We start from the raw sequence: 21,950 nt of genomic DNA, 5'->3' as shown, positions 1-21,950 counted from the left end.
AGGGGATATGTCATGAGATGGGGAAGTAAGTGGTATCAAGGAGCGAGATCCGTACGGCGGAGAATTATCATTTTACTCGTCGCTATTTTCATCCCGTTGATCATCATTCTATTTGCTGCCTATCATTATTTCGAACGTACAATGGTGAATAAAGTAGCAGAGATTAACCGGATTAAAGTAGAGCAGACAGCCTCCAGGGTGAAGGACCTGTTTCAACGGGCTTTCATGTCGACCAATAACTTTATCTACGACAAAGCATTCATCCATGCGCTACAAGAGCAGGATCCGCTGAGTATCGAGAAAAACTCGACCTATCTTGAGGCTATTGAACGGCTTCAATACACCTTCTTCTTAAACGAAAAGTATGCGGTTGTCATACAAGACAACTTCGGTAATATGTTTGAGTCTAATCCATCTAGATTTGGTTTACAAAAAGGAGAACTGCAAGCGGGAATCCTCAAGACGGTTCAGTGGAACGGGTACGATTTTTTCAATAGCTACCAATGGGGATTGCTTAAGCCTCAAGAGGAAAGTGAGCCCCTGATCGTGCTTAGCCGATGGATATTCAGTCCGGTTACTGCGAGCAAAAGAGGGATCGTCTCTGTAGTTATTCCTTTAGAAAATTTGAAAGCGATATTGGGTAACGATACTGGGTCATATGCCATTTGGGACGACAAAAATAATCTGATCTTCACCACTCGATCGGAGCAGCCAAGGAGAGACGGAGCTACTACAGATTCGGAGATCTTATTGCTGCCTACGCAGTGGACGATGGTCCAGACGGACTCTACGGCCGTCATTCAGAAAGAATTGCGCTATTTTCAACTTACGGTCATAGCAACGATTCTAATTATATTAGTCATCTTTATCACGACATCGACCTTCGTATTGAAGACGATCAGCCAGGTGCTTCATCAAATACGGTTATTATCCAAACGTTTGGTTAATCCTTCGCTTAATCTATCCACCGCTGTGCACTCTGATTATCATTTAGCTGAATTGTCAGAGTTACTGCAACAGTTGACTCATAACCTCCAGATCTCCCGCAACAATTTGGAATGGGCTGCTACAGAGAAGAGGAATCTGGAAATGAAAATCCTGCAGGAGCAAATGAATCCTCACTTTCTGTTGAACTCATTGAATACCATCCGTTTTCTCGCAGAACAATCCTCTCAGAATAAGATAGGCTCACTCGTGCTGTCGCTATCGTATCTCTTACAGCAACAACTATATCGCAACGAACGATATTGGACTTTGGGGGAAGAGAAGGAATATCTTCTGAAATATGTGGAGATCCAACGGGCAAGATTCGGTGAAAACATTATTGTGACGGTAGACTTCTCTAAGGAGTTGACCCACTTGCCAGTTTTAAGAATGTTATTACAGCCTCTTGTGGAGAACAGCTTTGAACATGGCTTCAGTGGGAGAATGAAGGGCTGGATTCTAATTCAAGCCGAACGTTGGGGTAGCGGTGTACGAATCACCGTTTCTGATGACGGTGTCGGTGTTGGTTCTATGGTTTCGTCCGCATCAACTTCTCGTAATTCTATTGGGCTGAATAATGTTCGTGAGCGATTGCGTTTGCATTATGGAGAACGATCAGTATTGGAGATGACCAGCAGGCAGCCGAATGGAACGATTATATCCTTAACGATTCCGGAGTTGAAGGGTGAAGCTATATGAATATTATGATCGTGGATGATGAATACAGCATTCGCACTCACCTGGTGGTCATGCTTCGCGGCATGGAGGGCCTACGCGTCATGGAGGCGGTGAACGGTGAGGATGCACTGCAACAAATGGAACGGTCACTCCCGAATATCGTGCTGACTGATATTCGGATGCCGGTCATGGATGGAATGGAATTGATTCGACAATGTCGGATGAGGTATCCCGATGTATGGTTCATTGTTCTGAGCAACTTCGCCGAATTCGAGCTGGCGCAGAAGGCGTTGGAATATGGGGCGCGAAAATATCTCTTGAAGGCAACGATTACTAAAGATAGCGTGGTTGAGGAAATCAATAGAGCTATTCTTCTTTTGGATAAATCTATGGAAAAAGAAGCTAAATTCGAGCCCAACGAAATATTGATGGTGCAAAACTCTTTGTTCTACGAACGACTAAATGGGCATATCCACAATACTGAGCTTCTTCGGAGAGCAGAGCGTCTGTCTGTTTCCGTGTATATGGAGGCATTCCACACCCCTTCGAAATTTGCAATAATGGAAATTGAAAGATTCGTAGATTGGACAGGAAATAAATATAGGGGCCGGGCTGATCTAGCCGTTTATGCCCTGATTAATGTAGTGCGCGAAATCATTAAGCAATGGAATAAGGGAAATGAGTTATTTCATCTGGGGGATAATCGCTTTGTTGTTCTTGATCTAGGAGAATCTGACGATGACCGCCATGCCTTGAAGATTGAGGATATTTCGGCCATCACTAAGCAATATCTGGGGCTTGAGGCCTCCTTCTTGATTAACTGCGACTTTAGCGATATGGACGATTTTTTTCAGAAGGTGTTAGAATCCCGTCAGCAATTAGTTCATTTCTTCTATGAGAAAAATGCTTGTATCGTTAACACTAAACACGTGCCGGCGCCGGTTGCAGACTTGGATTTGTATTCCTTCTTTCAATCCGTGGAGGGAAGTGGCAATGAAAGGCTTCAGGTTGCGGCTTTACCTGGCGTGATCGAGGCCTATTTCGAGCTACTTCGTCATTTATGCCGCCCATCTGTATCGGTCAAGGGAGACTTAAAGACGTTGATTCAGTTTATTGAGAAAAGCGGGTTTGCCGTCCCTGCGTCATTGAAGTCGGATATCGATCAGCTTCTGGCTTTCCGGCTCACGGATTTCAAGCTTGTTTTTACAGAGTGGCTTGGAGAGCTGGATTGGAATAGTAGACATCGCAAAGAGATTTCTAAGGCTTTAACTTTCATTCATGACCGTTATGCCACCAAGGTATCTCTAGAGGATGTTTGTGCTCATGTGAATCTAAGCCGATCGCATCTGTCTAAGCTTTTTAAGGAACAACATGGCATATCTGTCATGGAGTATATGGAGTCCTATAGGCTGAAGCAGGCACGGTTACTTCTTCGGACTACCAAACATCCGATCTCGGAAATCATTGACCGAGTGGGGGTCACAGATGTTTTTTATTTCAGCAAATTGTACAAAAAACACTTTGGAATCAATCCGAGTAAAGACAGGTAGCCAGCTTCAGTCCCCACTCCCGCTCCTCTTGCATGTTCTTCCAATTTAGCATGTGCGGCAGAAGGACGATCATAAATCATAATTGAAAATCTGCGAAAGACAGACACCAATAGCGTACAATTCTGGCTTTAAAGTAATACTACCACTTTGTGTAGTGGCTTCAGATAAATGGATATAACTTGAAAGTACAGTAGACTGAGCAGTCGAATATCCAGCAGAAAATGTCCTGCTGAATATTCAAAAATTGTGGATTCGCACCGAGCCGTATTATAAGTGAGGGCAAGTTTTATGATCGAAAAATGAGGCAACAAAGAAGGAGAAGGGAAACCTTCTCCTATTTGACTTGTCCATTCAATAAGCTTATTTAATAACAACTAAGAATCTAGATATAGCTAATAATTATAACCTGCCATAGCTCATTGGTGTATCGGTATAGTCAATCGGATATGCTATATTAATTTTAATAATTTTTTACGAGGAGATTAATTTATGAGCACTCAAACCGAACCTATTAGCTGTTTGTCTGAAGGATGGACAACTTGTCGGCGATGTCGGCATTCATTTTATGGATGAAGATTTTCAGGCTGAAATAGGCATAGAATTCAGGGTCCGTCGATCCAGACAATTTGAAGTCTATAATGCTTCTTGAAAATCTAGGTTTTAGAAAAGAAGCTCACTTTATCAAAAGCTATCGACTGAATGATGAGTGGTATGATGATTGCGTTTATGCCATTTTGGCAGACGAGTGAAAGTGACCTTGCCAGAAAGTAAAAAGGGAGCCTCGTTTAGGAGACTCCCTTTTTGTTCTACGCTATAAATTATCCTTATATTTCTCGCATAAACTCTTACCGTCCTTATAGAGACGCCGAAGGCGTTTTTGCTTGACTAATCTTATTTTGTATAGTTATCGAAGTAACCTTGAATATAAATCATTGGTGTTCCTTTATCTCCACTACCAGAAGTCAAATCAGATAAGGATCCAATGAGGTCCGTTAATCTACGAGGTGTAGTGCCTTGTGCTTCCATCGCACCAACCAGGTCATCATTTTTATTCTGGATGTATTTAGAAATGGCTTGTTTTAGCTCTTCACCACGAAGATGAGAGAAGTTGTTATCTGCCAAGTATTTCAATTTCACTTCATTTGGTGTTCCATTAAGTCCTGCAGTGTAAGCGGGAGATACAACTGGGTCTGCCAGCTCCCATATTTTGCCGACTGGATCTTTGAATGCACCATCGCCATAGATCATGACTTCTACTGTTTTACCTGTTATTTCTTTGATTTTTGCTTGGATACCATCCACGATAGGTTGGCAGTTATTAGGGAATAGCTTTACGCTTTCTTCTGTTGCTTTATTTGATCCAAGAAGACCGTAAGCTTCGTTAAAGCCGCTGCCATTAATTGATTCTGTAAGAATATCATCCAGGCCAAATACTTTTTCAGCACCATTGTTTGTTAGAATGCGTTTTGTTCTGAACCGTGTGTGAATATCACAAGTTAATACATTTTTTGTATAGTCTAAAATGGTTTTCGGATTGTTGGAGAAGATGACTTCACAAGCTACACCTTCAGCTTCAATTAAACTCTTATAATATTCAATATAGTCAACACCTGTGAATGGGTGCTTGATATAGCCGAAATGCTCACGGAACTGAGCTTCTGATAATACATCCGTCCATGGGTTGATGCCTTTAGCATCTAGTTCGTCGATGTCGACAAGATGGTTACCCACTTCATCAGATGGATAGCTTAACATTAAGACTACATTACTTGCCCCTTTGGCAATACCACGCAAGCAGTTAGCAAATCGGTTGCGGCTAAGGATTGGGAAGATGATACCCACGGTTTCCTCGCCGAATTTTCCCTTTATATCAGCAGCAATATTGTCAATCGTCGCATAGTTTCCTTGTGCCCGAGCAACAATGGATTCAGTTACGGTTACAATGTCACGATCCTCTATATTAAAACCTTCGATTGTTGCTGCATTCAATACCGTTTGAACTACGATTTCTTCAATGTTATCCCCATTGTTAATGATGGGCCCGCGGAGTCCACGTACCACTGTTCCAACTACTCTTTCCAATATGATCTCTCCTCTAATAAAGGTATACTCTATATAAATAAGTAATGGTTATAATCCTATATTACTATACCCTTTTTAAGCGATATAAGTGAAATTAATGTTTGTGATATCTAATATAAAAATAATTTATATCATTGTTTCGAAAAGAGGTTAATCATGAATCGCGTTCCAATAAAAACAATCCTTTGGCAGGGGAGCCTCGTTGCTGCTGTTGTAGAAGGGCGATTGTTGTTTACCATGGAATCTTTGAGAACTCCCCTAAGTTAGCTTTGGCTTTCTGGATAGTGCTTGGAGTTTTTTGCACTTGAATAGATTGAATCAGGTCATGCTGAAAGCAGCGGAGAAAATAGAACGATTGCGGAAAAGCGGAGCGGTCGCCTAAAAGCTTACCATCGGAAAGTTCGCTTCGAAAGCATATGCTGTCCCAGGATTTTCACCGCTAAGGAGAATAATTAAAATCTGGGAACAACAGCGATTGGAGTAACGTTCCATTCGCGTAGCGTCCGCACAGAGCGATAGTTTCCGCATCTATAGAATCCTAGACAACTTACGATACGCCCGCGGAGAGATTCCCTCATTCGCTGTGAATACTCTACTGAAATAATGGATATCGGGATAACCGACCAGATCACCCACCCTTTCAATCGGCCAATCCGTTTCCCGCAGTAGCTTGCGCGCTTCCCTATGCCGGATCGAACGGAGGTATTCGCCCGGGGGCATCCCCGTCACCTCACGAAATAGCTTGGCAAAATGGTCCTCATGCATATTCATCGTCGCGGCCATGGATTTGTTGGTCCAGCGTTCTGCTGATCTCTCTTCTACTTCTTCTATTAATGCCCTGATACGCTCGGTGTGAACTGAAGATTTAGCTGCATTTCGGGAGTTTTGCATTCGAAGCAGCGAAGTTAGAATGCCTAGCAGCAGCCCCCGACAGACCCATTCATAACCAGCAGGCCTCATAGTAAATTCATGAACGAGTTGTTCCATGGCATGAACACAATCGGGAGGTGGGGAGTAGATCGGTTCTTGAGACAATGGCATGAAAGGAGCGGTTACGGCTTCAAAGGCGAATTTCTCGTCCATTACCTCATCCTCATTAACTACCATATCTTCCTCATGTGTAATAATCGACTCCCCAAAGAAATCAAAATGGATCCCAATAAGTTTGGTATCTGTTTCTGACAGGATAGCATTCTGATGATATACCCCAGAAGAGAGAAAAATCAGCTGACCAGAATTCAGTATATATTCTTTCGTGTCCATCTTTGTTGATAATTTGCCTTGGCGAACGTATAGAAGCTCGAAGTCATATAGCCTTCTTCTTGGAAAGGTACAAGGTGGAAGTGCTTGCAATTGTGCATAGTGAATTCCGGGTGACCAATCACGAGAAGGCACCTGCTTTCTCAGTGGATAACAGGGATCTTTTTCAGACACGGCACTGCCTCCTTAATGGTATATAAACGATTATTAGAACAGACCGGAATAATGCAAAAAGTCTCTTCTTCGCCTAAATAAATTCAACTTTAAATCTATTATAATATAAATAAATAAAGGTTACAAAGTGCATCTAAGTCTAGAACACCAAAAACGGAAAAGAACAAATATAAGGAGGATTCAAATGAAAAAGGGAATAAACATCTGGTCGTTTCGCGAAGGAACAGAAATTAAAGAATGCGTACGTCTGGCCAAAGCGGCTGGATTTGAGGGTATCGAGCTGTCATTAAACGAGTCAGGTGAACTTGGTCTGCAAACCACTGAGAAAGAGGCACGTATCCTTCGTGATTCCATTAATGAAACGGGTCTTGAGATCGCGGGGCTGGCAACAGGTCTGTATTGGTCTTATGCAATGACTAGTGAATCTGAAGCTAATCGAACTAAGGCAATCGACGTATGCAAAAAGCAACTGGAGCTGGCGGCTGCGCTAGGTGTAGATACGATTCTTGTCATCCCTGGTGCTGTTGGTGTGGATTTTATCGAGGGCTGTGAGGTTGTTGATTATGAAAAAGCTTATGATAGAGCGCTGGAAGCGATTAGTCATTTAGCCAAGGATGCTGAGCAAGCAGGCGTTTCCATTGGTATTGAAAATGTGTGGAATAAATTCCTGCTGTCTCCGCTCGAATTACGTACTTTTATTGATACGGTCGGTTCCAGTTATGTTGGTTCCTATCTTGATGTTGGGAATATCGTTCATTCTGGTTATCCTGAGCAATGGATACGGATTTTAGGCCATAGAATCAAGAAGGTGCACTTTAAGGATTACCGCCGGACGGCTGGTGGACTTCACGGTTTTGTTGATCTGCTCGCTGGGGATGTAGATTATCCAGCCGTTATGAAAGCGCTTGAGGACATTGGCTACAACAATTATGTTACGGGTGAAATGATACCGTCATACACACATTATACGGAGCAAATTATTTTTAATACTTCTGCAGCTATGGATGCCATTCTCGGACGCACCACTTTCAAAGCTTAAAGTAAGGGGTGAAGGCAATGCCCAAAGTCGGACTGGTAGGCTTTGGTTTCATGGACCGAATGAACTTTGATAATTATGTCCAATTAAACGAAGACGGCTATCCGATTTCACTAGTTGCCATTTGTGATTCGCAGATTGAAGCACTTCAACATATCAAATCCGGTGGCAATATGAACACGGCTCAAGAGGTATATGATTTATCCGCCTATAATCTCTATGATAATTTGGAGCAGATGCTCGCGAGTGAGGAGCTGGATGCCGTTAGCCTTGCGGTGCCTACGTACCTGCATGCTGAAATGGCTTGTTCGCTATTAGAGCGAGGGTATCATGTATTTTGTGAAAAACCGATGGCCAGACACTCTGCCGAGGCTTGAAAAATGGTAGAGGCGGCGCAAAGTAGCGGGAAGAAACTGCTGACTGGTCATTGCCTTCGCTTTTGGCCGGGGTATGAATATTTGAAGGAGCTTATAACTAGCGGTGAATTCGGTCAATTCACCGAAGGATATTTTTACAGAGGTTCCGGTGCGCCTAAAGGGTGGCTAGTCAAAGATGAACTAAGCGGCGGCTGTATGCTGGATATGCATGTTCACGATACAGATATTATCCAGCACCTGTTCGGGAAACCAAATAAAATCTCGGGGGAGGCTTCACTATGTTGAAAATAGGTTTGATTGGCTTTGGATTTATGGGCCGGATGCATTTTGATAATTATGTTCGCTTAACGGAAGAGGGGCATCCCATCGCTCTTAAAGCAATCTGTGATTTGCGAATTGAGGAATTGAAACACGGTAAAGCGGACGGGAATATGAGCACCGCTCAGGAAGTTTATGATTTGACAGCTTACAATCTCTATGATGATCTGGAGAAAATGATAGCGGATGAGGAACTGGATATGATTGATATTGCGGTTCCTACTTACCTGCATGCTGAGATGGCTTGTTCGCTGCTGGAGCGAGGATATCATGTCTTCTGTGAGAAACCGATGGCTAGAACTTCAGTAGAAGCGCAGAAAATGGTAGAAACAGCGGAGCGCAGTGGAAAGAAACTGATGATCGGACAGTGTCTTCGTTTTTGGCCGGGGTATGAATATTTGAAAGAAGTTGTGGAAACTGAGCAGTTCGGTCAAGTGACGGAAGGGTATTTCTACCGTGGCTCAGGAGCTCCTAAAGATTGGTTTCTGGATGAGAAGCTAAGCGGTGGCTGTATCATGGATATGCATATTCACGATACGGATATGATTAACTATCTGTTCGGCAGACCGGATAAAGTATCGACTTTGGGACGGAACGTCCTACCGGGAAGCGGATACGATATGGCATCTACTCACTATTTTTATAAGGATGCAAAGGTGATCAATGCTCAGGTTGACTGGACTCTGGAAGGTGATTTTGGCTTTTACATGGGTTATAGAGTTAATTTCGAGCGAGGAAATGTTGTATTTGATGGTAGTCAGGTTAAGGTGAATCCAAATGATGGAGCAGGCTTTATAGTGGAGCTTTCCCCGGATGCGGGTTACTACAGAGAGCTGGTCTATTTCCTGGATGCGATTATTCAAGATAAGCCTATCGTAATTTGTACACCGGAGAGTGCAGCGGAGTCTTTGGAAATCGTAGAGGCGGAAGTAAAGTCAGCGGATGCCGAAGGGGAATGGATTATACTTAACTAACAGTATGTAGAGTAGACATAGACGTGAACTGGAGCATGGATCATTGTAGATGATTTCTCCAGTCACGTCTTTTTGGAAATATAAGAAAGTATAAGTTTCACGCTATACATCATCCTTATATTTTTACGAGAAACGGTTGTCATCAATAAAGGACGACAACATCGTTTCTTCTTGCATGCATGATAGCCCCTATCCTTTATTCCGTTGGAATCTTGTATTGTCTCTAGCATAGTGCGATACGGAGCCGTCATATCTTCTCAGGCGTACCTGTTCATCGGAGAACTGTTCAACAATTCCTGAGGCTACCTCTGAATACATTCCATCAGGGTCAAGCTGTAGGGCAGAAATATAAGTTTAGGATAAAGCGGCTATTAAAAAATCAATATTTTTATTTAGTGTATGTGGCATGGTATTCCCTCCGGTGATATCTTCAACATGAATATTTATAATCATTAGGAGTTATTTTACCACGATTTGCTGATGATTTTGAGAAGGAATTACTTGGTATAGATCGAAAATATGCGAAATTTGGTTGTAATTGTATTTATAATCGAAGATCATCCATGGGCAGGTGGCGAAGTTATTTCGCTGTCTGTCTTTTTTTACTTCTAGTTTGAAAAGAGGCCTATGAATGGATATGATTTGGATAGTGAAAGGATGATCACTAGATGACAGAAGAAACACAAAGAGCCAAGGAGTTATATACACGATTTCTGGGTCATTTTTTAAACATGCATAAGGAAGGTTTACTCAAGAAGTATAAGAGTTTTGAAATTCCCCGAGAACAGGAGCTGGAATGGCTAAATGAAATGGCTTTGGAATATGTCAAGCAGTTGTCGATACGGGATTGGGACGCGATTTCTGTGATAGAAGCATTATCAAGAAACTTTCAAGACAGCTGGATTGTGGAGAAAATATCCTCTTTTGCTTCTCGTAATATTATGAGTGCGGATAGTCTAGTTAGGTTGATTTATGCAGAGGAACTGGTTGAAATCATTCGTTGCCATAAACAAGTGATCTCAAAAGAACTGTTATTTCAAGCATGTAAAGTCACCGTTCTAATCCTCGAAGATGTAATTTCACAGCCGCTGGTCATTGACCCTGGACACGAGCTTAAAGATCTTGGTCTTAAAGATAAAAGAGCATTGAACAGCCGTGCGGAGCAAAGTATGGAACAAGTGAAGGTGCTAATTAATTAACCGTTGGAGGGATATGATGAGGTTACTCGTAGCTCAACCTAATCACGAACCACATTTGGAGCAACTATTGGAGGAACTTAAGGAACAGGATTCTTTTGACGCGGTGTTGTATCCGGAAGGTTATGTAGCAGATGAATCCAGTGTAAAGACCTTGTGTGAACTCGCCAAAACATATAAAAAGTTGATCATTACAGGATATAGGAACGGCAATAACAAGGATAGAGCGCTAATGATTCATCCTTCTGGGGACATTATTTTGGAACGAGCCAAATCTCCCACGGATGAACAGCTGTATCGCCCGTCTGTTGTGGAAGCGAATGGCCTCAGTATTGGTTATTTGCTGTGCGTTGAGTTGCTGCAGGGATACATCGGCTTGGAAGGACAAGCAGAGTCGTTAGATTTCATTGCGCATCCAATTGGGGTGGGCATGTTTAGCGAAGAACAGTTCGCATTATGGATCGAGGAAGCCACTAGGATTGCCGTGAAATATAACACGATGATTATTGGAACGAGCCATGCTGACGGATCTTACCGAAATTGCGGGATTTCAATTCCAATCTCTTATGGGATTGATTCAACTGGAAAGCCTATATATATTTCGAGCAATGATACGAGAAGCCGCATTATTAATCTCGAGACAAGGCAGGTTGATATTCTAGATTAGGGAGTGGCCGAAGTTGACATACTGTTGTCAAATTGGGTGTGTTACGATTTCATAACAGATTAACTCTGATGATCTATAGAAGAAAATGAGGGATACACAATGGCTGAACCTTTAAAAGCTATGTACAATAAACAATTTCTACATGATTTCGGAGAAAAGATTCGTAGCGTACATAACATCTTCGATACGGAAGCATTTGTAAGCTCAGCCATGGCGGAACCCTGGGACGCGCTCGAACTTAAGGCAAGAATGCGGCGAATTACTGAGACACTAGGAACCCACCTATACCTTCCTTATGAGGAGGCGCTAGCTATTTTGTTCGCAATTACTGAGGATTGTGTGGGATTTCCATACTTGATCTTTCCGGATTTTGTAGAGGTATATGGCCAAGACGCGGAGCATTGGGAGCTGTCTATGCAGGCGCTGGAGAGATTCACTTCGAAATCGTCAGCAGAATTCGCTGTTAGGCCGTTTCTCTTGCGTGAGCCGGAGCGTATGATGGAGCAAATGCTAGTATGGTCGAAGCACCCCCAAGAGCATGTACGACGGTTAGCTAGTGAGGGTTGTCGCCCCCGTCTACCATGGGGACAGGCTCTCCCGATGTTTAAGCTTGATCCAACACCTGTGTTACCAGTACTAGAGCAACTTAAGGCGGATTCATCCCTATATGTGCGCAAGAGTGTTGCTAACAATTTGAACGATATTGCTAAGGATCATCCAGAGATTGTGCTCGAAACAGCACGCCGCTGGAAAGGTACACATTCCTACACGGACTGGATTGTGCGGCATGGCTGTCGTTCCTTAATCCGTAAAGCTGAGCCAGATATTATGGCCTTATTCGGTTACGCGGAGCAAGCAGACGAAGAAACACCACTTATAACGAGTGCTTCCATAGAGATTGATCCTTCCATACTGCGGATTGGTGAAAACTCTGAATTGCAATACGAACTTCAAGTCCGCGAAGGAACGCCGGTACGCATTCGTATCGAATACGGAATCTATTTCGTGAAGGCTGCAGGCCGAACTTCTCGTAAATCTTTCCTACTATCTGATAAAACGGTGCCAGGAGGTACAATTCTATCGGGTAAACGGACACATCGCTGGGCTGATTTAACGACTCGTCGTCATTATCCTGGGGAACACCGAATTGTACTGCTGGTTAACGGGCGTGAAGTTGCTGATGCGGTGTTGGCACTTGAAGCGGTTAAGTAAAAAGGGGTTAAGGTCAAAGTATATTAAAGGAGTGTTATTTTATGAAAAAGGAAGTTTTGATTTTTATTTCTAATGGATACGCGGATTGGGAAGCTGGGTATATAAGTGCCGAACTAAACAAGCCAGAAAGTGAATACAAAGTTAGGACAGTTTCATTAAATAGCGACAATGTACAATCTATGGGTGGATTTACTGTTGTACCTGACTATACTATAGATAGTTTACCCGCCCAGTTTGAAATGTTAATTTTAATTGGGGGTACAGGCTGGAAAGATAATTCAGCGATTACTCCAGTTATTGAAAAATGTATAAATGATAAGACACCTATATCCGCTATATGTGACGCAACCACTTTTTTGGCGGAACATGGATATCTAGATAACATTCCTCACACTGGAAATTCATTGGATTACTTAAAAGAGTACGCTCCTAATTATAAAGGGCACACAAATTTTATAGAAAAACAGGCAGTTTCGAGTGATTATATCATTACTGCTAATGGCACGGCTTCTTTAGAATTTGCAAGGGAAGTTATGAAGAAGTTAGACGGTTTTCAAGTAGAAAAAACGGATGGATGGTATAACTTTTTTAAAAATGGATTTTATCAAGAATAATTAGGTCATGAAAAAAGGTGTTCTCAGGTCTTATCGACTTGAGAGCACCTTTTTGAAATATAAGAAAGCATAAGTTTCGCACTATACATTATCCTTATATTTCTCGCAGAAACGGATACCGTCCCTTAAAGGACGGTGTAGCCGTTACCGCTTGAGCGACAATCTTATTTTTTTACTTCAGTAACACCAGTTACTTTCCCTTGATCCGAGGTATCGAATGTGGATTGATACTTAGCATCTGCGAAGTAAACATTCCCTTCAACAGTGGCATTTACTAAGCTGAAGCCTTCCGCTTCTACGTAAACATCACCAATAAATGTGCCGCCTTGAATACGAGCGTTTTTACTCTTGATCGTAATTTTTGGTGCAGTTAGTTTATAGGAGTTGGTGATATTGTGCTCCGCATCTTGTGTATAGAGAGCAATTTTGCGGGCGGGTTCATCTTTATTCGTGAATTGTCCGTCCAGCACGAGATCCTCGGTGAAGGTTAAGTCTTTCAGCGTAGCGGCAATCCAAGTACCATCTGCGCTGATAGCCTTTTTAAATGCCTCTTCATTATCAACTACTGAAGCTGAAGTAACAGCATCCGTGGTGTTATTAGTGTTACCAGGTGTAGTAGTGGCAGTAGGTGTGACGTTGGCATTGTTATTTGTTGAGTTTCCGCATCCAACCAATAGCACAATTGCAAATACTGCGGCTACGCTTGCTATCTTTCTCATCTGTATAACCTCCCTGAGTAATTGTACTGATATCCTTCGAGCTTAATATAGACTGATTAGTTAGTATTAATGTGGTGTAAGCACAAACGCTTACCGTCCTTTAGGGACGCTGAAGGCGTTTCTGCTTGTAGACACAATAATATTTACCGATCATTCTACAAATGGTAATATAGGCCTGGACATCTCTGGCGTATAGTATGACCTGGAAAATATGATTTATGCGAAGAAATTCACGAAAAATAACATTATTCTTTTGATCAAGAAGCAATTTGGATTACAATAAGTTAAGGTGAAAAAGGAGCTATACCAATGGCTAAACAGAAATATTATGTAGTATGGGAAGGCAAGCAACCGGGAGTCTATAACACTTGGGCAGAATGCCAGGCGCAGACGGATCACTATACCGGAGCCAAATATAAATCTTATGAATCTAAGGCGGCGGCAGATGCGGCTTACAAAGCAGGTTGGAAAGGAAATTGGGGAACGGGGGCATCGGCATCCGGCGCAGCTAAGTCTAAGGGGACAAGTTCTTTTAAACGGAGCGCTACAGTAGAGACCTCAGCGGAGATCGATTACAACAGTATTTCTGTGGATGTGGGTACGCGTGGCAATCCGGGGCCAGTTGAATATAAGGGCGTGGATACGCAAACGGGAGATATTATCTTCTCTTGTGGGCCGATCAAGAAGGGCACTAATAATCTAGGTGAATTTTTAGCGATTGTGCATGCCTTGGCGCTCCTGAAGAAAGAGGGGAGCAGTAAGACGGTCTACAGTGACTCTGTGAATGCAATGAAGTGGGTGAAGCAGAAGAAGGTTGCTACAACCTTGCCGCGCGATGCTTCAACAGAGGAAATATGGGTGCTTATTGATCGGGCAGAGCGTTGGTTGCAGACCAATATATATGACAATAAGGTGCTGAAGTGGCAGACCAAAGAGTGGGGCGAGATCAAAGCAGATTATGGTCGGAAATAAGTAAGTAAGGCTCTGGATTTCGGCTAGAGGAGGAGAATTGGGGATGTTCGGCAACGATTGGGATGAGATATTACAGGATGAAATGCAAAAGCCCTATTTTCTGGAGCTAATGGCTAATCTGGAACATGAATATAAGGAACATACAGTCTATCCGCCAAAAGAATTACTGTTCACGGCGTTAAAACAAACGCCTTATAGTGAGACACGGGTTGTTATTTTGGGTCAGGACCCTTACCATGGAGCGGGACAAGCCCACGGTTTAAGTTTTTCTGTAAATCCGGGGGTGCGTATACCGCCTTCACTGCGTAATATTTATGCGGAGCTAATGGAGGATATCGGTGTTACGATTCCGAACCACGGGTCCTTATTGAGATGGGCAGAGCAGGGAGTTCTTATGCTCAACTCGGTACTAACCGTACGAGAGGGTGAGCCGAATTCTCATAAAGGTCTAGGCTGGGAGACATTCACAGACACCATAATGAAGAAGTTAAATGAAAGAACTACGCCGATGGTTTTTATTTTATGGGGAAGTCATTCACAAAAAAAAGGCGCCTTCATAGACCAAAGTCGTCATGAGGTTATTCAATCTCCACATCCGAGCCCGCTCTCGTCGTATCGTGGATTCTTTGGTAGCCGTCCTTTTTCGAAGGTCAACCGGTTTTTGGAGTCGAATGGAATGAATGGGATCGATTGGTTTATTTCGGACTAATAGCTAATGGGATGTTGGGAAGGGGGAGGGAGCTATGAAGCATTGGGTTGGTAAACCGGTTATCATGTACTGCGGCGACGAACCTTACACGATCATGAAAGGCATTCTGCGCAAATGGGATCTTTCCGCTTCTGTGGCGGTAATCGGGCATCAGGAAATTGCCGTGCCATTTCGGGATATTGTGGTCATCAAGGCTTTGGCTCCTAGAGAAAGAGCACTGCCTCCAGTCTTACATTCTGTGGGTTATGTGATGAGGGAACGGCAGCAATTTGATAATGCAGTATATTTTAAATCGGCCGTAAGCGTTTGGAAAGAGGATCGGCTGATTGCACTGAATACGACCATCGTTTCACATACGAAAGGTTCAGTTACACTACAGGATGGACAGAACCTCATGAAGGGTAATCACGTATTTGTAGTTCGCTCTTTGCGGGGTTAATTTCAGTAACCCTATAATGAAGAACAAATGGTACGTCTCCGATTGGAGATGTACCATTTTTTTACTGTAATGTCCGCTATGTTATAGCTTCACATTCTTGAGAGGCTCAGCCTCTTCCTCTCTATCTGCAACAATAATCTCATACACTCTCAGGAAAATAATTTTTGCAATCATATAGACTGGCAGCGCAATAAGCACGCCAATAATACCGTAGAAATCCCCACCTATAAGAACAAGAAGGACAGTGGTCAGTGGATGAACATCTAATGATTTTCCGTAAATGATCGGTGAGAGCACATTATCTTGGATTTGCTGTGCAACAAATATGATCACCATGGACCATATTGCCATCGTAGGTGACTCAATGAAGCCCACTATGATTACCGGTATTGCTGCAAGAAAAGAACCTACATAAGGTATGAAATTGAGCGGTACAGAAATTACTGCGAGCAGCAGTGAGTAAGGCAGTCCGATGATAAGGAAACCGATATATAACATAATACCGAGTACGACGTTTAGCACCACACGTGTGACGATGAAACTGCTGAGCGCACTGTCGATATCTCCAAACATCTCTTGTCCTTGCTTGCGGTATTTTTTCGGGATTAGACCCTGTAATTTAGGTGATAACTTATAGTCATCTTTCAGCATGTAGTACAGAATGATGGGCAAGGTAGCGATTAGTACCACAATGCTGGAAACTACACCGATCAAATTGGACATTGAATTGGTAACCCAAGTAATAGCATCGCTAAGATATTCTGATATACGGGCAGCTATGTCGGAGTCCCCTTGGAAAAATCGCGACAGTGACGGATTGTCCCTTAATGCATTGAACTGATCTTGCAATCCCTGAACGAGATAAGGGGTGTTATCAATAAAGTTCTGAATTTGTTCTTGCAGCGTCGGCCAGACTAGAATCCAGAAGAGAATGAATAATCCCGCAAACAGGAAGTAAATGAGCAGGATGGAGAGCGTTCGGTTTAATTTTCTTTTCTCAAGAACTCTTACTAACGGACGCAACAGGTAGTACGTGAAACCTGATAGTACCGTGGGAACGAGTAATAATCTGAAAATGGCAGCCAAAGGTGCGAATAGAAACATTACTTTGGAGCCTAAGTACAAAATAAGTAAAAAAGCGATAATAGCAAGACTTGTCCGAAAATACTTCTGTTGTTGCAATAGGAACATCCCCCAAGTTCAAAATTACAATCTATGTAGTTTAATAACCCTAATTCACATGTCTTGATTCAAAATACAGGATTACTGCTCTATAGGTAGTTCTTGGCATATCCGTAGAGGATGTCCAGATGACTAAGGCTACGTCAAGTAAGTATGCCGACAACAAAATATCATCATATGAATTAGTGAAGTCGTTATGGCCTTAACGCCGTTTCCTACGGGGAGAATTTTTTCTGAATTGGATAAAGAGCTCTGGGCCGACTTCGCCACCGGTTTCCTTCGTAACTTGTTTTGCCTTGACGAGAGCTAAAAAAGCAAAAAAGTCCCCTAAAGTGGCCAGTGCGGCAGCAATGATCTCATAATCTTCAGCGCTTAGCTCTGCAGCTTCCTCACTGCTAGTGACTTTTCCATTGATATTATCATTATTATTATTATTAACATTGCTGTTACCGTTGTTTTTTTTGTTATTTCTTCCGTTGGCCACTTCTGATCACCCGCTTTTCCTATATGTAGTATTAATATGTTTTAAACACGGTTGAGGAGATAGGCAATTGGTATCTAATTTTCTAAGGGGATTTTTTCACCTTTAAGGTAAGCTGAGATCATTCCATTTTTTTCATCATGTCCGTGAGCCATTTTTAGTGTTTAAGCGCTTTACAGATGATGAAAACGCTGTTAAAATCACAAACGAGCACAAATGGGCAATATTAGTCATAAATAATCAATTAATGATCACAAAATTCCAAAGATAAGCGCAGAGATAGAGCTGTTACTTAAAGGAGCGAAACACGATGTTGTTTGAGGAAGAGAGAAAACAAAGAATCGTGCTTTTTGTGGAAAAGAACTCAAGGGCTTCGGTACAGGAGCTAAGTCAGGAAATGGGCGTATCCGAGTCTACTGTGCGTCGTGACCTGAAAGAGCTTGAAGATGTCAAGCTGTTGAAACGGACGCATGGCGGGGCAGTATCGCTACTAAGCGTCAACTTTGAGGCGACATATCCAGATAAGGAAGATCGCTTGTTGGATGAGAAGCAGAGGATTGCACGCAAGGCTGTAGATATGATTCAGGAGGGCGACGCTATTCTGCTGGATGCTGGAACGACAACATTGCAGATCGCCAAAGAGCTGAAGACCTTTTCTAATATCAAGGTCATTACGAATTCGATCATGGCGCTTAATGAGCTGCGGGATTGTCGCAATATAGAAGTTTCGATTACAGGCGGTATGTTGCGACCGGATACGCTGGCTTTTGTAGGACCGATGACAGAACGTTCTTTAGATATGGTGAGAGTGGATAAAACCTTTCTTGCAACAAATGGGTTGGATTTACGAGAAGGCATCACGATACCCAATATGCTTGAAGCAGCGACCAAGCGCAAGATGATCTCGGTTGCGAAACAAGTGATTCTACTGGCTGATCATAGCAAGCTGGGTCAGGTTTCCTTCTGTAAGGTTGCTGATGTGACGGAAATGGATCACTGCATTATTGATTCTGGTGCGTCTGACAAGTTCATCCGTGAGATCACGCAAATGGGCGTTGACGTCTCTCTGGTATGAACCTAGGTAATGATGTTCTACAGATCGAAATGGCTGCTACTTTGCCGCAAAGGAATCATCGTAAGATCGTTTGGAAAAATTACACTTGCCGCAAGTGTTGGCGGTAATCTATGGCTTAGAAAACCAAAATAATTGAGGGATAATCATGATCTATACAGTAACGCTTAATCCTTCCATTGATTACATCGTGGAAGTTGAAGATTTGAAACTAGGTGACTTGAACCGGATGAAACGTGATTTGAAGCTTCCCGGAGGTAAAGGGATTAACGTATCACGTGTGTTAAATCAGCTTGAAGTTCAGAATAAGGCTATGGGTTTCCTAGGAGGATTCACTGGCCGATATATTGAGGATTGGTTGCGAAAAGAATCGATTTCAAGTGATTTCATATTTGTATCTGATGATACCCGAATTAACATCAAGCTCAAGCATGGAGAGGAGACGGAGATTAACGGTGCAGGACCCGTCATCCGTGATACGGAGGCCGATGCGCTGTTACAGAAGCTGGCCGCTCTGAATGTGGATGATGTTGTGATCTTGTCAGGAAGTGTTCCCCCATCACTGGGTGCAGATTTCTATGACAAGTTGATATCAGTATGCAAACAAAGTGGAGCTGAATTCGTCATTGATACAACGGGTTCAGCGCTGAAAAAGGCACTACCTCATCAGCCGTTGCTCGTTAAGCCTAATCATCATGAACTTGCAGAGCTATTCGGCGTTACGATTCATTCAAGGGAAGAGATTATCATTTATGGACGCAAACTGCTGGAAGCTGGCGCGAAGCATGTGCTAGTTTCAATGGCTGGTGAAGGAGCTTTGTTTATCTCAGAACATGGGGTATATCATGCCAATGCGCCGGCGGGAAAAGTGAAGAATTCTGTAGGTGCAGGTGATTCCATGATCGCTGGTTTCGTCGGCACATTATCCTTGACTGGAGATTTGATGGAGGCGTTCCGTGCAGGTGTTGCCTCAGGTAGCGCAACCGCGTTCTCTGATGACCTGGCAGATAGAGAATTCATTGAGCAGCTGAGACCGCTGATCGACATCTCAGAAGTGTAAGCAAGCAGCATTCAAAGTACTCAAGGGAGTTGGAAGAAATGAAAATTACGGATTTGATGATAAAAGATACAATGATCATGGATTTAAAAGCAACCACTAAAGAATGAGCAATTGATGAATTGATTGCCAGCCTTGCCGCTAATGGTCGAATTAATGATCCGATCCTTTTTAAAGAGATTGTTGATCGATAGAGAATTCATTGAACAGCTGATGAATACCCAAACCCCGGATGAGGTATCCGCTTTGTTCGATGCCAAGCAGGCTGAAGGGGAAGCTAAGGAAAAAGAGAATGAAACCAAAGATGCGCTCAAGAAGAAGGCTCTGGAAATGGGAGTCAATATCCGCGTAGAGACGAATGGTTCAGAGGGTGCCAAAAACGTATTAACACCCGATGAGATTCGGCGTGCAAGTGGTGTAATTGTCGCAGCGGCAATGACGAAGAGTCAAAAGAGAAATCTGGCAGTATCGGCAGTAAAATATATAAGGACTTGATGAACGGTATCTCCCACATGCTGCCGTTTGTAGTCGGCGGTGGTATTCTGCTGGCGATTATATGGCCTTGAATTCTAACGCTGGATTCCTCGGCGGTCTAGCCGCAGGTTTCTTGGCAGGTTATGTAGTTATCGGACTGCGCAAAGTATTTGCAGGTCTGCCGAAAACCCTCGACGGACTGAAGCCGATCCTGTTATATCCAGTATTCGGCCTCTTGATAACTGGTGGATTGATGTACTACCTGTTTGATCCGATTTTTAGCTGGATGAATGTAGGACTTATTAATTGGCTTAATGACCTTTGAACCGTTAATGCAGTTATTCTGGGTCTGGTTCTCGGTGGAATGATGGCTATAGATATGGGAGGCCCCTTCAATAAAGCGGTTTATACTTTTGCTATTGGGGTATTCACTACCAGTGGAAATACCAACGGTTCATGATGGCGGCTGTAATGGCAGGTGGAATGGTACCTCCACTTGCAATAGCATTGGCTACTACCTTCTTTAAAAATAAGTTTACGGAATCAGAACGCAAATCAGGCTTAACGAACTATGTACTGGGCTTGTCGTTTATTACGGAAGGGGCAATTCCATTCGTCGCAGCCGATCCGCTTCGTGTCCTAACCTCCTGTATTCTTGGTTCGGCCGTTGCTGGTGGTCTTACACAGCTGTGGAATATCAACGTTCCAGCGCCGCATGGCGGGATATTTGTAGCTGCGCTCTCGAGCCACGCGCTGTTGTTCCTGTTGGCCGTTCTGATCGGATCAGTCATTTCCGGATTAATGCTCGGATTATGGAAGAAGCCGCTTGAGGCAAAGTAATAAAATAAATAATTTGAACTGCTGGGTGCCAGACTCTTATTCTGGTGCTTGGCAGTTTTTGCATGGACTTAGGTCTCCACATTCTCCTCACCCATAGGTAGATTTATCTCCTTGATTGAGGTTTATTTTTGTATAATTGAAAATATATATATAATCTGAAGGAAAAGGAGCGAGCGAGATGATACTACACAAGGGGGAGGTCTTGTTCCGCCAAGGGGACAGCTGCGAGTTCTTATATAAGGTAAAAAGCGGGCTGTTCAAGGTAACAAGGCTTCATGAGAATGGGAACATGGTGCTATTCAACATCCTGTATCCCGGTGAGATGGTTCCCCATCATTCACTCATTTCGCCAAAGGAGGCGCATGGAACAGCGGTAGCTATGATGAAGAGCGAAGTGGAGGCAGTACCTTCAGCGGAATGGTATCAACGGGTACGTGATGAGCCAGGTCGAGCGATGGAAATCGCCATTCTCCTTCAGGAGAAGGTACGGTTTATGCAGACGCGGCTAGATCACCTTACCGTTGGTACGCCAGCAGAACGTTTGGAACTGCTAACCCGCTGGTTCAATGACTACTCTCATGGCGCAGCGCTAACAGAGCTTTTGACACAGGAAGAAATTGGACAATTGATCGGTGTGAGACGCGAAACAGTCAATCGTTTGCTGCGAACCGCGGAGTGATTCCTGCCTATTTTTATAGCAAAGTGTTTAGAGTGGGGGATCTCCGTGGTATAATGTATTCAGAACTTATTAAATTAGAGAAAGGATCAGGATACCATGTGTCCCCGAAGGACGATTCCCCAAAGGACGATTTGGAAACGTTATGATCTGTCTTATACTTAGCTTCCCTGTAGAAGGTGCGTGAACCGTTGTTACTCGACGAAC

General features: G+C 43.1%; 21 protein-coding genes and 1 pseudogene. 17 read left to right on the top strand and 5 right to left on the bottom strand.

The genetic code is table 11. The features are described from left to right. The first annotated feature begins 12 nt into the window (after positions 1-12). Both MHH52_RS21250 and MHH52_RS21245 read left to right on the top strand, forming a co-directional pair. Positions 13-1,683 carry a histidine kinase gene (locus MHH52_RS21250; protein WP_340004325.1) on the top strand — a complete coding sequence of 557 codons (1,671 nt, stop codon included), beginning with the start codon at positions 13-15 and terminating at the stop codon, positions 1,681-1,683. Continuing rightward, positions 1,680-3,212 carry a response regulator gene (locus MHH52_RS21245; RefSeq protein ID WP_340004324.1) on the top strand — a complete coding sequence of 511 codons (1,533 nt, stop codon included), beginning with the start codon at positions 1,680-1,682 and terminating at the stop codon, positions 3,210-3,212. The genes MHH52_RS21250 and MHH52_RS21245 overlap by 4 nt, the downstream gene beginning before the upstream one ends. A gap of 891 nt (positions 3,213-4,103) precedes the next feature. Here MHH52_RS21245 and MHH52_RS21240 read toward each other — a convergent pair. Both MHH52_RS21240 and MHH52_RS21235 read right to left on the bottom strand, forming a co-directional pair. Then, positions 4,104-5,294, bottom strand: a complete 1,191-nt coding sequence (locus tag MHH52_RS21240) for a coenzyme F420-0:L-glutamate ligase (protein WP_340004323.1) — start codon at positions 5,292-5,294, stop codon at positions 4,104-4,106. 528 nt (positions 5,295-5,822) lie between these two features. Next, positions 5,823-6,728, bottom strand: coding sequence for an AraC family transcriptional regulator (locus MHH52_RS21235; RefSeq protein WP_340004322.1), 906 nt, complete (start codon positions 6,726-6,728; stop codon positions 5,823-5,825). Positions 6,729-6,912: 184 nt separating this feature from the next. On the opposite strand from MHH52_RS21235, the gene MHH52_RS21230 reads away from it, so the two are divergent. The 8 genes from MHH52_RS21230 (at position 6,913) to MHH52_RS21195 (ending at position 13,122) form a co-directional block, all read left to right on the top strand. After that, positions 6,913-7,767: a sugar phosphate isomerase/epimerase family protein gene (locus tag MHH52_RS21230; protein ID WP_340004321.1), complete on the top strand. Its 855-nt coding sequence runs from the start codon at positions 6,913-6,915 to the stop codon at positions 7,765-7,767. A gap of 17 nt (positions 7,768-7,784) precedes the next feature. Beyond that, positions 7,785-8,141 (top strand): Gfo/Idh/MocA family oxidoreductase, encoded by a 357-nt coding sequence (locus MHH52_RS21225; protein WP_340004320.1) that lies wholly within the window; start codon positions 7,785-7,787, stop codon positions 8,139-8,141. A 3-nt stretch (positions 8,142-8,144) separates the two neighbouring features. Then, the gene (locus MHH52_RS21220; RefSeq protein WP_340004319.1) at positions 8,145-8,426 is read left to right on the top strand and encodes a Gfo/Idh/MocA family oxidoreductase; all 282 of its coding nucleotides are present in this window, start codon (positions 8,145-8,147) and stop codon (positions 8,424-8,426) included. Beyond that, positions 8,420-9,433: a Gfo/Idh/MocA family oxidoreductase gene (locus tag MHH52_RS21215; RefSeq protein ID WP_340004318.1), complete on the top strand. Its 1,014-nt coding sequence runs from the start codon at positions 8,420-8,422 to the stop codon at positions 9,431-9,433. The genes MHH52_RS21220 and MHH52_RS21215 overlap by 7 nt, the downstream gene beginning before the upstream one ends. A 668-nt stretch (positions 9,434-10,101) precedes the next feature. Further along, the gene (locus MHH52_RS21210; protein ID WP_340004317.1) at positions 10,102-10,632 is read left to right on the top strand and encodes a hypothetical protein; all 531 of its coding nucleotides are present in this window, start codon (positions 10,102-10,104) and stop codon (positions 10,630-10,632) included. A gap of 55 nt (positions 10,633-10,687) precedes the next feature. Next, positions 10,688-11,296: a hypothetical protein gene (locus tag MHH52_RS21205; protein ID WP_340004316.1), complete on the top strand. Its 609-nt coding sequence runs from the start codon at positions 10,688-10,690 to the stop codon at positions 11,294-11,296. Between the two features lie 99 nt (positions 11,297-11,395). After that, positions 11,396-12,508, top strand: coding sequence for a hypothetical protein (locus tag MHH52_RS21200; RefSeq protein ID WP_340004315.1), 1,113 nt, complete (start codon positions 11,396-11,398; stop codon positions 12,506-12,508). A gap of 41 nt (positions 12,509-12,549) precedes the next feature. Continuing rightward, on the top strand, positions 12,550-13,122 hold the full coding sequence (locus MHH52_RS21195; RefSeq protein ID WP_340004314.1) for a type 1 glutamine amidotransferase family protein: 573 nt from the start codon (positions 12,550-12,552) through the stop codon (positions 13,120-13,122). 164 nt (positions 13,123-13,286) lie between these two features. On the opposite strand, the gene MHH52_RS21190 is transcribed toward MHH52_RS21195, so the two are convergent. Then, positions 13,287-13,841 (bottom strand): hypothetical protein, encoded by a 555-nt coding sequence (locus tag MHH52_RS21190; protein WP_340004313.1) that lies wholly within the window; start codon positions 13,839-13,841, stop codon positions 13,287-13,289. 309 nt (positions 13,842-14,150) lie between these two features. Here MHH52_RS21190 and MHH52_RS21185 point away from each other — a divergent pair, with 309 nt between their 5' ends. From MHH52_RS21185 to MHH52_RS21175, 3 genes are read left to right on the top strand one after another with little or no spacing between them, the layout of a single operon-like run. Beyond that, the gene (locus MHH52_RS21185; RefSeq protein ID WP_340004312.1) at positions 14,151-14,813 is read left to right on the top strand and encodes a ribonuclease H family protein; all 663 of its coding nucleotides are present in this window, start codon (positions 14,151-14,153) and stop codon (positions 14,811-14,813) included. 43 nt (positions 14,814-14,856) lie between these two features. After that, a complete protein-coding gene (gene ung / locus MHH52_RS21180) occupies positions 14,857-15,522 on the top strand; it encodes a uracil-DNA glycosylase (protein WP_340004311.1) in 666 nt (221 codons plus the stop codon). 34 nt (positions 15,523-15,556) lie between these two features. Further along, positions 15,557-15,961 (top strand): hypothetical protein, encoded by a 405-nt coding sequence (locus tag MHH52_RS21175; protein WP_340004310.1) that lies wholly within the window; start codon positions 15,557-15,559, stop codon positions 15,959-15,961. An 81-nt stretch (positions 15,962-16,042) separates the two neighbouring features. Here MHH52_RS21175 and MHH52_RS21170 read toward each other — a convergent pair whose 3' ends face one another. Further along, positions 16,043-17,152 carry an AI-2E family transporter gene (locus MHH52_RS21170; RefSeq protein WP_313638970.1) on the bottom strand — a complete coding sequence of 370 codons (1,110 nt, stop codon included), beginning with the start codon at positions 17,150-17,152 and terminating at the stop codon, positions 16,043-16,045. Between the two features lie 193 nt (positions 17,153-17,345). Further along, positions 17,346-17,627 carry a hypothetical protein gene (locus MHH52_RS21165; protein WP_340004309.1) on the bottom strand — a complete coding sequence of 94 codons (282 nt, stop codon included), beginning with the start codon at positions 17,625-17,627 and terminating at the stop codon, positions 17,346-17,348. 307 nt (positions 17,628-17,934) lie between these two features. Between MHH52_RS21165 and MHH52_RS21160 the strand changes: the two genes are divergently transcribed. From MHH52_RS21160 to MHH52_RS21145, 4 genes and pseudogenes are all read left to right on the top strand, one after another. Continuing rightward, positions 17,935-18,699, top strand: coding sequence for a DeoR/GlpR family DNA-binding transcription regulator (locus tag MHH52_RS21160; RefSeq protein ID WP_340004308.1), 765 nt, complete (start codon positions 17,935-17,937; stop codon positions 18,697-18,699). A gap of 145 nt (positions 18,700-18,844) precedes the next feature. Beyond that, the gene (gene pfkB / locus MHH52_RS21155) at positions 18,845-19,756 is read left to right on the top strand and encodes a 1-phosphofructokinase (protein WP_313638968.1); all 912 of its coding nucleotides are present in this window, start codon (positions 18,845-18,847) and stop codon (positions 19,754-19,756) included. 38 nt (positions 19,757-19,794) lie between these two features. Continuing rightward, positions 19,795-21,067, top strand: a pseudogene (locus MHH52_RS21150) (fructose-specific PTS transporter subunit EIIC). A gap of 178 nt (positions 21,068-21,245) precedes the next feature. Beyond that, positions 21,246-21,746 (top strand): Crp/Fnr family transcriptional regulator, encoded by a 501-nt coding sequence (locus MHH52_RS21145; RefSeq protein WP_340004307.1) that lies wholly within the window; start codon positions 21,246-21,248, stop codon positions 21,744-21,746. The last annotated feature ends 204 nt before the right edge of the window (positions 21,747-21,950 follow it).

This window comes from Paenibacillus sp. FSL K6-0276 (genome assembly GCF_037977235.1).
GTDB lineage: Bacteria > Bacillota > Bacilli > Paenibacillales > Paenibacillaceae > Paenibacillus_AQ.
This window is presented reverse-complemented; position numbering and strand designations above follow the sequence as displayed.